At 68.0% G+C, this 14127-nt stretch carries 11 protein-coding genes and 5 tRNA genes; 11 read left to right on the forward strand and 5 right to left on the reverse strand.

Annotation, left to right across the window (positions count from 1 at the left end):
• Positions 1-44: 44 nt before the first annotated feature.
• The 5 genes from ACG00X_RS00780 (at position 45) to ACG00X_RS00800 (ending at position 651) form a co-directional block, all read left to right on the forward strand.
• Positions 45-120 (forward strand) — tRNA-Gly (locus ACG00X_RS00780).
• An 87-nt stretch (positions 121-207) separates the two neighbouring features.
• Positions 208-281, forward strand: a tRNA-Cys gene (locus tag ACG00X_RS00785).
• A gap of 13 nt (positions 282-294) precedes the next feature.
• Positions 295-370: transfer RNA gene (locus ACG00X_RS00790), tRNA-Gly, on the forward strand.
• A 49-nt stretch (positions 371-419) separates the two neighbouring features.
• Positions 420-495: transfer RNA gene (locus ACG00X_RS00795), tRNA-Gly, on the forward strand.
• A gap of 68 nt (positions 496-563) precedes the next feature.
• Positions 564-651, forward strand: a tRNA-Leu gene (locus ACG00X_RS00800).
• A gap of 25 nt (positions 652-676) precedes the next feature.
• On the opposite strand, the gene ACG00X_RS00805 is transcribed toward ACG00X_RS00800, so the two are convergent.
• Together ACG00X_RS00805 and murI are read right to left on the reverse strand one after the other, a co-directional pair.
• Positions 677-892 (reverse strand): putative motility protein, encoded by a 216-nt coding sequence (locus ACG00X_RS00805; protein ID WP_394485970.1) that lies wholly within the window; start codon positions 890-892, stop codon positions 677-679.
• 35 nt (positions 893-927) lie between these two features.
• A complete protein-coding gene (gene murI, locus ACG00X_RS00810) occupies positions 928-1731 on the reverse strand; it encodes a glutamate racemase (protein WP_394485972.1) in 804 nt (267 codons plus the stop codon).
• Positions 1732-1903: 172 nt separating this feature from the next.
• Here murI and ACG00X_RS00815 point away from each other — a divergent pair, with 172 nt between their 5' ends.
• From ACG00X_RS00815 to ACG00X_RS00830, 4 genes are all read left to right on the forward strand, one after another.
• The gene (locus tag ACG00X_RS00815; protein WP_394485973.1) at positions 1904-2659 is read left to right on the forward strand and encodes an electron transfer flavoprotein subunit beta/FixA family protein; all 756 of its coding nucleotides are present in this window, start codon (positions 1904-1906) and stop codon (positions 2657-2659) included.
• A 23-nt stretch (positions 2660-2682) separates the two neighbouring features.
• A complete protein-coding gene (locus ACG00X_RS00820) occupies positions 2683-3615 on the forward strand; it encodes an electron transfer flavoprotein subunit alpha/FixB family protein (RefSeq protein WP_394485975.1) in 933 nt (310 codons plus the stop codon).
• Positions 3616-3736: 121 nt separating this feature from the next.
• Entirely contained in the window at positions 3737-5524 is a 1788-nt protein-coding gene (locus ACG00X_RS00825; RefSeq protein WP_394485977.1) for an acyl-CoA dehydrogenase, read from the forward strand.
• An 11-nt stretch (positions 5525-5535) separates the two neighbouring features.
• Entirely contained in the window at positions 5536-6489 is a 954-nt protein-coding gene (locus ACG00X_RS00830) for an NAD(P)H-dependent flavin oxidoreductase (RefSeq protein WP_394485979.1), read from the forward strand.
• A 49-nt stretch (positions 6490-6538) separates the two neighbouring features.
• Here the strand turns inward: ACG00X_RS00830 and ACG00X_RS00835 are convergent, their stop codons facing one another.
• Positions 6539-8821 carry a heavy metal translocating P-type ATPase gene (locus ACG00X_RS00835; RefSeq protein ID WP_394485980.1) on the reverse strand — a complete coding sequence of 761 codons (2283 nt, stop codon included), beginning with the start codon at positions 8819-8821 and terminating at the stop codon, positions 6539-6541.
• 95 nt (positions 8822-8916) lie between these two features.
• On the opposite strand from ACG00X_RS00835, the gene cadR reads away from it, so the two are divergent.
• Together cadR and ACG00X_RS00845 are read left to right on the forward strand one after the other, a co-directional pair.
• Positions 8917-9375: a Cd(II)/Pb(II)-responsive transcriptional regulator gene (cadR, locus tag ACG00X_RS00840; protein ID WP_394485983.1), complete on the forward strand. Its 459-nt coding sequence runs from the start codon at positions 8917-8919 to the stop codon at positions 9373-9375.
• A 304-nt stretch (positions 9376-9679) separates the two neighbouring features.
• The gene (locus ACG00X_RS00845) at positions 9680-11443 is read left to right on the forward strand and encodes a beta-1,3-glucanase family protein (protein ID WP_394485986.1); all 1764 of its coding nucleotides are present in this window, start codon (positions 9680-9682) and stop codon (positions 11441-11443) included.
• Between the two features lie 75 nt (positions 11444-11518).
• Here ACG00X_RS00845 and ACG00X_RS00850 read toward each other — a convergent pair whose 3' ends face one another.
• Together ACG00X_RS00850 and ACG00X_RS00855 are read right to left on the reverse strand one after the other, a co-directional pair.
• A complete protein-coding gene (locus ACG00X_RS00850; RefSeq protein ID WP_394485987.1) occupies positions 11519-12169 on the reverse strand; it encodes a trimeric intracellular cation channel family protein in 651 nt (216 codons plus the stop codon).
• Positions 12166-14118 carry a UvrD-helicase domain-containing protein gene (locus tag ACG00X_RS00855; protein WP_394485988.1) on the reverse strand — a complete coding sequence of 651 codons (1953 nt, stop codon included), beginning with the start codon at positions 14116-14118 and terminating at the stop codon, positions 12166-12168. The genes ACG00X_RS00850 and ACG00X_RS00855 overlap by 4 nt, the downstream gene beginning before the upstream one ends.
• Positions 14119-14127 lie beyond the last annotated feature (9 nt).

The raw sequence follows: 14127 nt of genomic DNA on the forward strand, positions 1-14127 counted from the left end.
TGAAGTTGCTGAACAAGACGGCGCAAGCGGTTGAGTCAGGCAATGCGGGTGTAGCTCAGTTGGTAGAGCGCAACCTTGCCAAGGTTGAGGTCACGAGTTCGAGCCTCGTTACCCGCTCCAGTTTTTCGAGAAGGGAAGCCCCGGCTTCCCTTTTTCATCAGTAGTTGTCAGAGTCGCACCAACGACTTTGATGTTGGGTTTTACGGCGGCGCGGTAGCAAAGCGGTTATGCCCCGGATTGCAAATCCGGTTAGTCCGGTTCGACTCCGGACCGCGCCTCCAAAATAAACACCATGCGGGTGTAGCTCAGTTGGTAGAGCGCAACCTTGCCAAGGTTGAGGTCACGAGTTCGAGCCTCGTTACCCGCTCCAGTAAAAATCGGTCGCACCGATGTTTGGCCTACCATGCCAAGCGAAATGCGCGGGTGTAGCTCAGTTGGTAGAGCGCAACCTTGCCAAGGTTGAGGTCACGAGTTCGAGCCTCGTTACCCGCTCCAATTCACGGGAGATTCGATGATGTCGAATCTCCCGTTTTCTTTTGTGCGGCCCGGATAATGCGGCCAGCGCGCGGGTGGCGAAATCGGTAAACGCAGCGGACTTAAAATCCGCCGCCCTCAACAGGCGTACGGGTTCAAGTCCCGTCCCGCGCACCAATGATCAGCGAGCCCGGAAATGGGGTCAGGCGTAGGTGTTGACATTGCGTCCCACGCTGCCTTCGGTGGCCAAGGGCGGCTGTTGCGGTGGCGCATTCAGCAGCGCGATGGCGCCGGAGGCTTGCACGTCCAGCGCCTTCTTGAGTACGAGGATGCTCGCTGCGCCTTGGGCGGTGCCCAGGTCGCCGCTGGAAGCGTTGGTGGTTGCCGTGCTGACCACGGCCGAATTGGCGATGTTCATGTGCTGACTATCGGCCAAGCTCGCTCGAACTTGAGTCACCGCGCTGCGGGCCAATGCCGAACATCTGCATCGTGCCAGCCCAGGACGCGTCGTATCCAGCCCCGCAGTGCAAGCGGGTCGCCACTGGTCTCAATCTGCAGATCCGGTGCAGGGTCTGCCGTTGGCACCCACAGATCCACGGCACGGCGGGCAACGGCGGTCTCGATGCGCAGTAGCTTGACGGTTGGGCCCAGCTCAGCCTGCCACAGCGCCTCGATCAGCGGGTAGTGAGTGCAGCCCAGCAAGGCCGTGTCGACGCCGGCGGCGCGCAGCTGTTCGCAGTGATGGGCCACGAGGGCGCGCAGTTCGGCGCTGTCGAGATCGCCGGCTTCGATGCGATCGACGATACCGGGGCAACCTTGGACGATCACCTGCTGCCCGTTGGCATGGCGCGCGATGAGCGCGCGCAGCCTTGCGCTGGCCGCCGTGGCCGGCGTGGCCAGCAAGCCGATGCGGCCGTTGCGCGTGGCGGCGACGGCGGGCTTGATGCCGGGCTCGGTGCCGACGATCGGCACGTTGGGCCAGCGTTCACGCATAGCGTCGATGGCGTGTGCGGTGGCTGTGTTGCAGGCGTTCACGACGAGGCCGGCACCGCAATCGATCAAGTGCGCAGTGATGGCCAGGCTGCGGGCCCGGATCTCTTCCGGGCTTCTGCCGCCGTAAGGCGCGTAGGCCGTGTCGGCGAGGTAGCGGAAGCGGGCGGTCGGCAACAGCGCGCGAAGTTCGCGCAGTACCGTGAAGCCGCCGACGCCGGAGTCGAAGACACCGATTTCTCGGTGCGGGGAAGAGTCGGTCTGCATGGGCGCAGGCAGTCTAGCCTCACGATTCGAGAGGCCTCTCCAGAAAGTCTTTCGCTGCGGGCGCCGGACCTCTGGCTAGAATCGAACGATCGTGCTTTTTTAAGTGCGGCTCTGCGACGAGCGCCTCGTAGAATCCAATTAACGTATACGTCAATTCGAGCTGGAGTTTCCGATGAAGGTCTTGGTCCCTGTCAAACGCGTCGTGGACTACAACGTCAAGGTGCGCGTGAAGAGCGACGGCACGGGTGTGGACATCGCCAACGTGAAGATGTCGATGAACCCCTTTGACGAGATCGCCGTCGAGGAGGCTGTCCGCCTGAAGGAGAAGGGCGCCGTCACCGAGGTGATCGCCGTGTCCTGCGGCGTCCCGCAATGCCAGGAAACGCTGCGCACGGCCATGGCCATCGGTGCGGACCGCGCCATCCTGGTCGAGACGCCGGCCGATGTGGAACTGCAGCCGCTGGCCGTCGCCAAGCTGCTGAAGGCGCTGGTGGACAAGGAAGGCCCGAGCCTGGTCATCCTCGGCAAGCAGGCCATCGACGACGATTGCAACCAGACCGGCCAGATGCTGGCCGCGCTGACCGGCATGCCGCAAGGCACGTTCGCCTCCAAGGTGGAAGTGGCTGGCGACAAGGTCAACGTGACGCGTGAAGTGGACGGTGGCCTCGAGACCGTGGCGCTGAGCCTGCCGGCCGTCGTGACGACCGACCTGCGCCTGAACGAGCCGCGTTACGTGACGCTGCCCAACATCATGAAGGCCAAGAAGAAGCCGCTGGACGTCGTCAAGCCGGCCGACCTTGGTGTGGACGTGACCCCGCGCATCAAGACGCTGAAGGTCAGCGAGCCGCCCAAGCGCGGCGCCGGCGTGAAGGTGGCCGATGTGGCAGCGCTCGTCACCAAGCTGAAGACCGAAGCCAAGGTCATCTAACCCAAAATTCCGGAGACTTTGAGATGACCGCACTCGTCATTGCCGAACACGACAACGCCTCCATCAAGGGCGCCACGCTGAACACTGTCACCGCCGCCGCAGCGCTGGGCGGTGATGTGCATGTGCTGGTGGCTGGCCACAACGCGGCTGCGGCCGCCGCAGCCGCCGGCCAGATCGCTGGCGTCACCAAGGTGTTGCACGCCGACTCGGCCGCGTTGGCCGATGGCCTGGCCGAGAACGTCGCGGCGCAAGTCATTGCGCTGGCGTCTGGCTACAGCCACATCCTGTTCCCCGCCACCGCCTCGGGCAAGAACGTGGCGCCGCGCGTGAGCGCGCTGCTCGACGTGGCTCAACTGAGCGACATCACCAAGGTCGTCAGCGCCGACACCTTCGAGCGCCCCATCTACGCCGGCAACGCGATCGCGACGGTGCAGAGCAGCGATGCCACCAAGGTCATCACGGTTCGCACGACCGGCTTCGACCCGGCCGCTTCCACCGGTGGCGCGGCTGCCGTCGAGACCGTGGCTGCTGCCGCCGACAGCGGCAAGAGCAGCTTCGTGGGCCGTGAGGTGACCAAGAGCGATCGCCCCGAGCTGACCGCCGCCAAGATCATCGTGTCGGGTGGCCGTGCGCTGGGCTCGAGCGAGAAGTTCATGGAAGTGCTGACGCCGCTGGCGGACAAGCTGGGCGCCGCCCTCGGTGCGTCGCGTGCCGCTGTGGATGCCGGTTATGCGCCGAACGACTGGCAGGTGGGCCAGACGGGCAAGATCGTCGCGCCGCAGCTCTATGTCGCCGCCGGCATCTCCGGCGCCATCCAGCATCTGGCCGGCATGAAGGACTCCAAGGTCATCGTCGCGATCAACAAGGACCCGGAAGCGCCGATCTTCTCGGTGGCCGACTACGGCCTGGAAGCCGATCTCTTCACGGCGGTGCCCGAGCTCGTCAAGGCGCTCTGAGCCACGAGCGACATCCCTGCGGGCGCCCGGCTGTCGTCGAGGCGCCCTTTTTTCGCCCGCAGCCAGCGTTGCACCCGCGAATCGCGGCACACGGGCGGTCCTTCACTCCAGGATTCAAGCGATGAGTTATCAAGCTCCCGTCAAGGACATGCTCTTCAACCTCCAGCACCTGGCCGGGCTGGAGCACCTGACGAGCCAGGTGCCGGCATTCGCCGACTTCGGCCTGGACACGGCCGCCGCCGTGCTGGAGGAGTGCGCCAAGCTGTCGCAGGACGTCATCGCGCCGCTGAACTTCGAGGGCGACAAGAACCCGTCGTTCTGGAAGGACGGCGCGGTCACGACGACGCCGGGCTTCAAGGATGCGTTCCGCGCCTACGCCGAAGGCGGCTGGCAGGGTTTGCAGCACCCGGCGGACTTCGGCGGCCAGGGCGCGCCCAAGACCATCGGTGCGGCCTGCAACGAGATGCTGCAGGCGGCCAACATGAGCTTCGCGCTGTGCCCGCTGCTGACCGACGGCGCTGTCGAGGCGCTGCTGACGGCCGGCAGCGACGAGCAGCGTGCCACCTTCATCCCCAAGCTGCTGGACGGCTCGTGGACCGGCACGATGAACCTCACCGAGCCGCAGGCCGGCTCTGACCTGGCGCTGGTGCGCACCCGCGCCGAGCCGCAGGGCGACGGCACGTACAAGATCTTCGGCACGAAGATCTTCATCACCTGGGGCGAGCACGACATGGCCGAGAACATCGTCCACCTCGTGCTGGCCCGCGTGGCCGGCGCGCCGGAGGGCGTGAAGGGCATCAGCCTGTTCCTGGTGCCGAAGTTCATGGTGAACGCTGACGGCAGCCTCGGCGCGCGCAACGACGCGCATTGCGTGTCCATCGAGCACAAGATGGGCATCAAGGCCAGCCCGACGGCGGTGCTGCAGTTCGGCGACCACGGTGGCGCCGTTGGCACGCTGGTGGGCCAGGAGAACCGCGGCCTGGAGTACATGTTCATCATGATGAACGCGGCCCGCTACGGCGTGGGTGTGCAGGGCATCGCCATCGCCGACCGCGCCTACCAGAAGGCCGTGGCCTATGCGCGGGACCGCGTGCAGTCGCGCCCCGTGGACGGCTCGGTGGCCGGCAGCGCCGCCATCATTCACCACCCCGACGTGCGCCGCATGCTGATGACGATGCGCTCGCTGACCGAGGGCTGCCGCGCCATGGCCAGCACGGCGGCCGCGGCCTATGACGCCGCCCACCACCACCCGGACGCGGACGCTGCTAAGCAGAACCAGGCCTTCTACGAGTTCATGGTGCCGCTGGTGAAGGGCTACAGCACCGAGATGAGCCTGGAGGTCACCTCCTTGGGCGTGCAGGTGCATGGCGGCATGGGCTTCATCGAGGAGACCGGTGCGGCCCAGTACTACCGCGACGCCAAGATCCTGACCATCTACGAAGGCACGACGGCCATCCAGGCCAACGACCTCGTCGGCCGCAAGACGTCGCGCGACGGCGGCCAGTTGGCGCGCGCCGTGGCCGGCCAGATCGAGCTGACCGAAGGCGAGCTGGCCCAGCGCGACAGCGCCGCCGCCAAGGCCATGCTGAAGGCGCTGCGCGCCTCGCGCGCGGACTACCTCGCCGTCGTCGACTTCATCGCGGCTGAAGCCAAGGCCAGCCCCAACGCGGCCTATGCGGGCTCCGTGCCCTACCTGATGCTGGCCGGCAACCTCGTGGCCGGCTGGCAGCTGGCGCGCGCGCTGCTGGCTGCCGAGGACGCGTTGGCGACCGACAAGCCGTTCATGGAAGCCAAGATCGCCACCGCGCGCTTCTACGCCGAACACATCCTGCCGCGCACCGCGTCGCTGCGTGCCGCCATCGTCGATGGCGCCGACAGCGTCACCGCGCTCTCTCTCGACGCTTTCTGACGGAGTCCACCTTGGCCCTGCCTCCCATCCTGAAGCACCTCCCGCTGCCGGTCATCGGCTCGCCGCTGTTCATCATCAGCAACCCCAAGCTCGTCATCGAGCAGTGCAAGGCCGGCATCGTCGGCTCCATGCCGGCGCTGAACGCACGCCCGGCCGAACTGCTCGACGAGTGGCTGGCCGAGATCACCGAGACGCTGGCGGCCTATAACAAGGCCAACCCGGACCGCCCGGCCGCGCCGTTCGCCATCAACCAGATCGTGCACAAGAGCAATGAGCGGCTCGAGCACGACATGCAGGTGTGTGCCAAGTACAAGGTGCCCATCGTCATCACGAGCCTGGGCGCGCGTGAGGATGTGAACCAGGCCGTGCACGGCTGGGGTGGCATCGTGCTGCACGACGTCATCAACAACAAGTTCGCGAAGAAGGCCATCGAGAAGGGCGCCGACGGGCTCATCGCCGTCGCCGCCGGTGCTGGCGGCCACGCGGGCGTGAAGAGCCCGTTTGCGCTGATCCAGGAAATCCGCGAGTGGTTCGATGGCCCGCTCGCGTTGTCGGGCGCCATCGCCACGGGCGACGCCATCCTGGCCGCGCAGGCCTGCGGCGCCGACCTGGCCTACATCGGCTCGGCCTTCATCGCGACGGAGGAGGCGCGCGCCAGCGCCGAGTACAAGCAGATGATCGTCGCCAGCAACAGCGACGACATCGTCTACAGCAACCTGTTCACCGGCGTGCACGGCAACTACCTGCGCGGCTCCGTCGTCGCGGCGGGGCTGGACCCGGAGAACCTGCCCGAAAGCGACCCCAGCAAGATGAACTTCGGCGGCGGTGCTGCCAAGGCCTGGAAGGACATCTGGGGCAGCGGGCAGGGCATCGGCGCGGTGCGCGAGGTGCTGCCGGCGGCGCAGCTCGTGGCGCGCCTCAAGCGCGAGTACGCGGCGGCTCGGCAGCGCCTGGCGCTGGGCTGACGTTTCACCTGCGCTGACTCACGGCCGCCTTCGGGCGGCCGTTGTCGTTTCAGCGCCGCAGCAGCCGCAGCCCGTTGCCGACCACCAGCAGGCTGGCGCCCATGTCGGCGAACACGGCCATCCACATCGTCGCGCTGCCGAACACGGCCAGCCCGAAGAACACGGCCTTGATGCCCAAGGCCAGTGTGATGTTCTGCCACAGCAGACCATGCGTGCGGCGAGACAGCCGGAGCGTCTCGGCGACGCGGCGCAGGTCGTCGTTCATGACCAGCACGTCGGCGGCTTCCTTGGCGGTGTCGGTGCCCGCGGCGCCCAGCGAAAAGCCGACGGCGGCCGCGGCCAGGCTGGGCGCGTCGTTGATGCCGTCGCCGACCATGCCCACGGTGCCCGGCTCGCCCAAGGCCGCCACCGCCGCCTGCTTGTCGTGCGGCAGCAATTGCGCGCGCACGTCGGTGATGCCGAGCGTGGCGGCGATGGCCTGCGCGGTGACGGGGTTGTCGCCAGTCAGCATGACCGGGCGCACGCCCAGGGCCTGAAGCTCGGCCACCGCCTCGCGGGCGCTGGCACGCGGCGTGTCGGCCACGGCGAACAGCGCGAGCACGCGGTGCGCATCGGCCAGCAGCGACACGGTGTGCCCCTGCGCTTCGTGGGCCTGCATGGCGGCCTCCAGCGCCGGCGTGCACAGGCCCCGCTCATGCAGCCAGCGATGGTTGCCCAGGATCAGCTCATGGCCGTCGACGCGGCCCTGCACGCCGCGGCCCACCTCGGCGCCGAAGTCGTCCACTGGCAGCGGCTGCTGCGCCTCTGAGGCTTCACCCGCCAGGCCGGCGGCGATGGCGCGGGAGACGGGGTGGTCCGAGCGGGCGGCCAGGCTGCGCGCGACGCGGCGCCACCGCATCGGGTCCAGGTCGTCGGCCATCCACTGCTGGGCGACGAGGCGGGGGTGGCCGGCCGTCAGCGTGCCGGTCTTGTCCAGCGCCATCACGCGAAGCCGGCGCGCCTGCTCCAGATGCACGCCGCCCTTGATGAGGATGCCGCGCCGTGCGGCGGCCGCGAGACCGCTGACGACGGTGACCGGCGTGGAGATGACGAGCGCGCAGGGGCAGGCGATGACGAGCAGCACCAGGGCCTTGTAGGCGGCCGCCAGCCATGGCCAGCCCAGCAGCAACGGCGCGCCGAGCGCGACGGCCAGGGCCAGCACGAACACGGCGGGCGTGTAGATGGACGCGAAGCGGTCGACGAAGCGCTGCGTGGGGGCGCGCTGGCTTTGCGCCGCCTCGACGGCGTGGATGATGCCGGCCAGCACCGTGTCGGTGGCGCTGCGGGTGACGCGGAACTCCAGGGCGCCGCTCTGGTTGACGGTGCCGGCGAAGACGGGGTCGCCCGGTCCCTTGTCGACCGGGATGCTCTCGCCGGTAACAGGCGATTGGTCCACCGCGCTGCGGCCGGTGCTGACGGTGCCGTCGAGCGCCAACCGCTCGCCGGGCTTCACGCGCACCGTGTCGCCGGGCGCCACCGCCTTGGCGTCCATGTGCCGCCAGCTGCCGTCGGGTTGGCGGACCTCGGCCTGCGTGGGCGAGAGCGCCAGCAGCCCCGTGATGGCCTGGCGCGCCCGGGCGACGGAGGCGGCCTCGATCAGCTCGGCCAGCGAGTACAGCGCCATCACCATGGCGGCCTCGGGCCACTGGCCGATGACGAAGGCGCCGATGACGGCCACGGACATGAGCGCGTTGATGTCCAGGCGCCAGCGGGCCAGCGACGCCAGCCCCTTGCCCAGCACGGCGAAGCCCGACAACGCGATGGCGACGGCGGCGAACAGCATGCCGGCGGCATGCCACACCGCGTCGTCGGGCCCGATGGCATGCAGCAACTCCGCGCCCAGCGCCACGGCCAACGCGGCCAGCAGGCGCGTGCGCTCGCGGCGCCGGGCGCTGGCGGTGGCCTCGGCCGATGGGGGCGCCGACAGCAGCTCGCTCGTGAAGCCGGCGCGGGCGACGGCGGCGGTGACGGCCCCCCAGGTTGCCGGCGGCGCGTCCACGGCCAGCGTGCGGGCCGCGAGGTCGAATTGCAGCCGCCCCAGGTCGGCCACATCGGCCAAGGCCTGGCGGATCAGCGCTTCCTCGGTGGGGCAGTCCATGGCCGGGATGCGCAGCAGCAGCGCGCCATCGGCTGCTGCGGGCGTGGGCGCGCTGGCGTCGCCGCAGTTGTTGCAGTTGTTGCAGTTGTTGCAGTTGCCGGCCGAGCCACAGGCCGCCGCGTGGTCATGCGCATGGGGGTGGTCGTGACCGTGGTTGCCGTGCGGGTGCGAATGGGGGTGTGAATGGGAAGGCATGCGGGTGGGGCGGGTGTCTGGTGGGCATTGGAATCCCTGGAGCCACTCCAGAGTCAAGTGCCTACACTGGCAAGCCGGATTCCCAGGAGCACGTGATGAAGATCGGTCAGCTGGCTGCGGCGTCGGTGACGGCGGTCGACACCATCCGCTACTACGAACGCGAGGGGCTTCTGCCGGCGCCGGGGCGAACCGAGGGTGGATTTCGCGTCTACGAACCCGCTCACCTGGAGCGCTTGCAGTTCATCCGCTACTGCCGCAGCCTGGACATGTCGCTGGACGAGGTGCGCGTGCTGCTGCGGGTGCGGGACGCGCCGGGCGGCGATTGCGGCGACGTCAATGCGCTGCTGGATGCCCACATCGGCCATGTGTCGCGCCGCATCGGCGAGCTGAAGGCGCTGGAGCGGCAATTGAAGGACCTGCGGCGCAGCTGCGCGACGGCGCAAACGGCCCGGCAGTGCGGCATCCTGACCGGCCTGGCCGCTGCGGCGCAGGAGGGGGGTGTGCCGGTGGCGGCGGGTGCGCCATCGCATTTGCGCAGCGTTCACGGCCGGTGACGGTGCAGGCCTGTTGCCCGACGCATTGACAAACTGGGGGTGTGGCGTCCCCGAAGCGGGCGACGCCAAAAACGGGTTGATACGGGTTTTCCATGAGATCGTTTGCCCGTGTCTGCCGAGACGATGACGAGGGAGTTTGAAAGCGCTTTCATTTGCTTTCAAATGGCGGCTTGAACGGGGCAGCGGCTGCCCGCCCCGGGATGTTTTGAAGCCTTCTGCAGTCGTCATGACGGTCTCCCAGAACACACGTTGGGGCCCCTGAACACCCGTCGGTCCCTTCGACGAGCGGGCAAGGAGAAGAGAGTTGAATCCTGTATTTCGTTGCTTGCGCCTGTTCGGCGCTTGCGTTCTTCTGGCGCTCGGCCTGATCGGCATCGCGCGCGCCGCCGACTACAGCCACGGGGTCGAGGTCAACGGCACGGCCGCCACGATCTGGTTCAAGTCCAACGTGTCGACCACCTGGGTCGACGTCCACTACAGCGTCAACAACGGCGCGCAGCAGAACCTGCGCATGACGGCCGCGAACGGTCGTTTCGAGCAGAAGCTCACGGTGGCCAGCGGCAATGTCATTGGCTACTGGTTCACCTACAACAACGGCTCGCCGGCCTACGACTCGCCCAAGTCCAGCTACACCGTGGGTAGCAGCGCGCCGGCGCCGAGCGGCCCGGTGTGCTTCTACGCCGACATCAACTACGGCGGTGCGAGCTTCTGCGCCAGCGCCGACTCCAGCTGGGTCGGCACGACCTGGAACGACCGCATCTCGTCGGTGAAGGTTCAGGCCGGCTACCAGGCCACGCTGTTCAACGACATCAACTTCGGCGGCTCGTCGCTGGTGCTGACGGCCGATGAGCCCAACCTCGTCAACCGCGGCTTCAACGACCTGACGTCCTCGTTCAAGGTCGGCGCTGCGGCATCGGGCACCTGGAATGGCCGCACGACCTTCAACATCGTCAACCAGACGGCCGGCCGCTGGGCCGACGATCAGGTCTACTGGGCCATCATTGGCCGCGACTGGTCGACGGGCAAGTTCGTGCGGGTGGATGCTTCGGGCAATCTCATCCCGATGTCGATCTCGGACAACGGCGCGCTGACGAAGAACGGCGTCACCTACACCAACTACTTCCACAAGCTCAGCGCCACGCGCTCCATCACCATTCCGGCGCTGGACTCGGCCCGCGTGATGATGTCCGTCGGCTCGCCGATGTACATCCGCGTCGTCCTCGACGGCAACGGCAACGTCGGCTATGCCGGCGCCAACATCGAGAACCCGAGCGACCCCAACATCGACGTCTACTTCGACTTCGGTGAAATGGCCATCATCCCGCCGGGCAAGGCCAACCCCGGCATCTTCATCAACACGACGCGTGTGGACCACTTCGGCTTCCCGCTGAAGCTGCGTGTGCAAGGCCTGGGTGGTTATGACCAGAGCGTTGGCGAGGCGCTGACCGAGACGCGTGACCAGCTGTTCAGCAAGTTCGTGGCGGAAGTGCCGGCGCAGTTCAAGCCGCTGGCCCAGGCCCCGTACTCGCCGTACCGCATCATGGCGCCGGCCCATGCGACCTTCAAGCCGGGCCAGGCCAACGCCAATTACCTGCAGCCCTATATCGACGCGGTGTGGGCGCGCTATCGCAACGAAGACCTGGTCTTCTCGCTGCAGAACCTGGGCACCTTCCGGGGGCGCGTCAGCGGCGATCGCTTCACGTTCACGGGCGGTTCGCCGGCCGGCACGTTCTACATCAACGGCAAGCCCGACACCGCCATGGTGCTGCTGGGCGCGGGCCTGCTGGCCGATGCCAGCGGCAACCCGACCAACATCGGCACGCAGCTGCAGATCCAGGCCCAAATCTGCGCGGCGCTGAACCGCCACGTGATGGAGACGCCGGCCAACTGGTACGTGCAGTCGGCCCACTATCCCGCCGGTCAGGTGGGCAACTGGTTCGCCAAGTTCTGGCACGACCACAGCATCAACAAGAAGGCCTACGGCTTCGCCTACGACGACGTGGGTGATTTCAGCCCGTCGCTGCACACGCAGGCGCCGACGACCGTGACCTACACGATCGGCTGGTGATCGACCGCGGGACCTGACGGTCCTGACCATGAGCAAGGCCCCGCAGTGCGGGGCCTTTTTCTTTGCGCGGCGTGGTCAGCGTGGTGCGTTGATGCGCCAGGCCGGCAGCGTCCAGTTGCGCCACAAGGACAGCGCGCGCAGCAGCACGGCCGTCGCCGCGGCTGCGCTGATGGCCGCCCACTCGGGCGCGTCCATCCGCACGGCCGCCACCAGCACCCATGCGCCGGCAAAGCTGCACAGCGCGTAGGGCCGATGGTCGTGGAAGGCGGCAGGGATCTCGTTGCAGACGATGTCCCGTAGCACGCCACCGAAGGTGGCCGTGATGACGCCCATCAGCACCGCGACGATGGCCGGCTGGCCGGTCTGCAGCGCCAGCAGCGCACCGTTGGCCGTGAACAGGCCCAGGCCCAGCGCATCGGGCCACTGGATGGCCTTCTCGGTCAGCGCGAGGTGGCGGCGACGCAGGAACAGCATCGCGGCGAACGACAGGCCCATCAGCGCCCACAGCCAGTCGGCATGCTCGACCCAGAAGAACGGCCGGCGGTCCAGCAGCACGTCGCGCAGCGTGCCGCCACCGAAGGCCGACAGCCCGGCGACGATGCACAAGCCCACCACATCCAGATGTTTGCGCGCACCGGCCAGCAGGCCCGACAAGGCGAAGGCGAGGGTGGCCGCGATCTCGATGACGGACTGCAGCGTCGAGAAGTTGATGATGGGCGGCCTCATGTCGCTCCGATCAATTCGGCGTCCTTCAGGAAACGGGACGGTCGGCCGGCGTCGTGCGTCACCGTGAGGCGGCGCCTGGCGCGCGTCATGGCCACATACAACAGGTTGCGGTTCTCGGTCGAGCCGTCGCCGAACTCACCTTGCGACAGATGCGGAATGACGACGTGGTCGAACTCCAGCCCTTTGGCTGCCTCGATGCTGGACAGCACCACGCGCTCATTGGCCTGCCGCCGGTGCCGCGCCTGGTCCATGGCAGAGAACAGGCGGAACGCGCCGTTCACGTCGGTGTCTTCCGCCACCGCGACGCGGTGCAGTTGGGCGATGTTGTCGACCACCTGTTGCGCATCCTGCTGGCGCACGAACACACGGGCTGCCAGCGCAGCCGCGTCCAGCGCTTTCAGGAAGGAGGCCTCGAACGCGGCGATGTCGTTCCCGCGCAGCACGGCCATGGCGGCTTCCAGCCGGCGTCGGGCGTCGGCGTGGGCGCTGCGCAGCACATGGGCTTCGATGAAGGACTTGGTCGAGTCCAGGCTGGCCGACGCCTCGCCGACGGCGGCGCGTTGGGCGTCGGTGTGGTCGAGGTGACGCAGCTCGATGCTGTCGACCCGGGCGCCAGAGAACAGCAGCAGCGCGTCGAGCAACGCGGCGCGCTGGGCCGCGGTCTCGAAGCCAGTGAAGTCGCCGCAGGCGCAGGCGTACAGGCCGCGCACCAGCAGGACATCGGCGCGTTCCAGATAGGGAGCGAAGCCGACGGTGCCGTAGGGCACGCCCAGGCGCAGCAGCTCATGTTCGATGAGCACCGACTGCGAGGGGTGGCGCAGCAACACCCGCAGGCTGGCCACGGCTTGCTGCTGGTGGTGCGCCTGCGCCAGGCGGGCGACGAAGGTGGCGGCCAGGCGGTGCGACTCGCAAGGCGCCAGCTGGATGCCGGTGTGCAGCGCCGCGTCCGCCGTGTACGGCTTGCGCGCCAGCGCGCCCACGTGGCGGGCCAGCTGAGGGCTGAAGCGGCGGCTCTGCGTCAGCGGCAGCACGGTCGGTGGGCCGATCTCCGCAGCGAAGTGCTGGCCCATGAAGGCCGCGTCGGCGCCGGTTTGCGAGTGGATGACCTGGTCGCGGTCACCCACGCCCACGAAGCCGGCCCGAGGGTGGGCGGCCAGTACGGCCTTCAACACGGTGAAGGCGGCACGGTTCACGTCGTGCATCTCGTCGACGCACACGAGCGACAGGCCGAGCTGCAGCGCGGCGTCGCCGGCGTCGATCTCGCCGCTCAGCAACGCTCGGGCCAGGTCGTAGACGCCGTCGCCGTTGAAGCGGAACTCGGGCCGGTCCGGGTGGCCGCCCTTGCGGATGAATTCGTAGCAACGCCACGCGCGCATCGTCAAATAGCCGAAGCCGAGCTCGTCGGCCAGCTGGGGCGTGAGGCGCTCCTCGGGATCGAGGTGCTCGAACACCATGCTTCCCTTGAGCCGGTCGAATGATTTCAGCAGTCCTTCGACAAGGTTGCCCGGCATCGCGTCGGTCATCAGCTCGTCCGGGTAGGGCTCCTGCGGCAGCGACTGTGCCGTGTCGATGGCGCGCACCACGTGAGGCCTGACCAGCTCGTGCGATGTGACGACACGCGTCTTCGTGCCCTCGGCCTGCTCCAGCACGCCCAGCGCGAACGCCTCGAAGGTCTCGATGCGCAACTGCTGCACCGTCGCCCTGGGCAGGCCGATGCCGATCAGCCGCTCCTTCAGCGCCGCGACGGCCGGCGCGGTGTAGGTGAGCGCCAGCACGGTCCGCGGCTCGGCGCCACGCTGCAGGGCCTGGGCGATGCGCAGGGCCAGTGTCGTCGTCTTCGCCGCGCCGGCGTTGGCCTCCACCAGCAGCAGGCGGCCCCGGTGCAACTGGATGGCGAGCTGCTCGTCGCTCGGTGTGATGTGGGTGGGCTGGAACGCAGCGTCGCTCATGGGGTGGAT

Origin of the sequence: Pelomonas nitida (assembly GCF_043555975.1) — a bacterium.
Taxonomy (GTDB): Bacteria; Pseudomonadota; Gammaproteobacteria; order Burkholderiales; family Burkholderiaceae_C; genus Pelomonas; species Pelomonas nitida.

Bases quoted from the DNA above. Each gene is read 5' to 3' on its own strand.
- ACG00X_RS00805 (WP_394485970.1), bottom strand. From the start codon at position 892: ATGAACATCGCCAATTCGGCCGTGGTCAGCACGGCAACCACCAACGCT.
- murI (WP_394485972.1), bottom strand. From the start codon at position 1,731: ATGCAGACCGACTCTTCCCCGCACCGAGAAATCGGTGTCTTCGACTCC.
- ACG00X_RS00815 (WP_394485973.1), top strand. From the start codon at position 1,904: ATGAAGGTCTTGGTCCCTGTCAAACGCGTCGTGGACTACAACGTCAAG.
- ACG00X_RS00820 (WP_394485975.1), top strand. From the start codon at position 2,683: ATGACCGCACTCGTCATTGCCGAACACGACAACGCCTCCATCAAGGGC.
- ACG00X_RS00825 (WP_394485977.1), top strand. From the start codon at position 3,737: ATGAGTTATCAAGCTCCCGTCAAGGACATGCTCTTCAACCTCCAGCAC.
- ACG00X_RS00835 (WP_394485980.1), bottom strand. From the start codon at position 8,821: ATGCCTTCCCATTCACACCCCCATTCGCACCCGCACGGCAACCACGGT.
- cadR (WP_394485983.1), top strand. From the start codon at position 8,917: ATGAAGATCGGTCAGCTGGCTGCGGCGTCGGTGACGGCGGTCGACACC.
- ACG00X_RS00850 (WP_394485987.1), bottom strand. From the start codon at position 12,169: ATGAGGCCGCCCATCATCAACTTCTCGACGCTGCAGTCCGTCATCGAG.
- ACG00X_RS00855 (WP_394485988.1), bottom strand. From the start codon at position 14,118: ATGAGCGACGCTGCGTTCCAGCCCACCCACATCACACCGAGCGACGAG.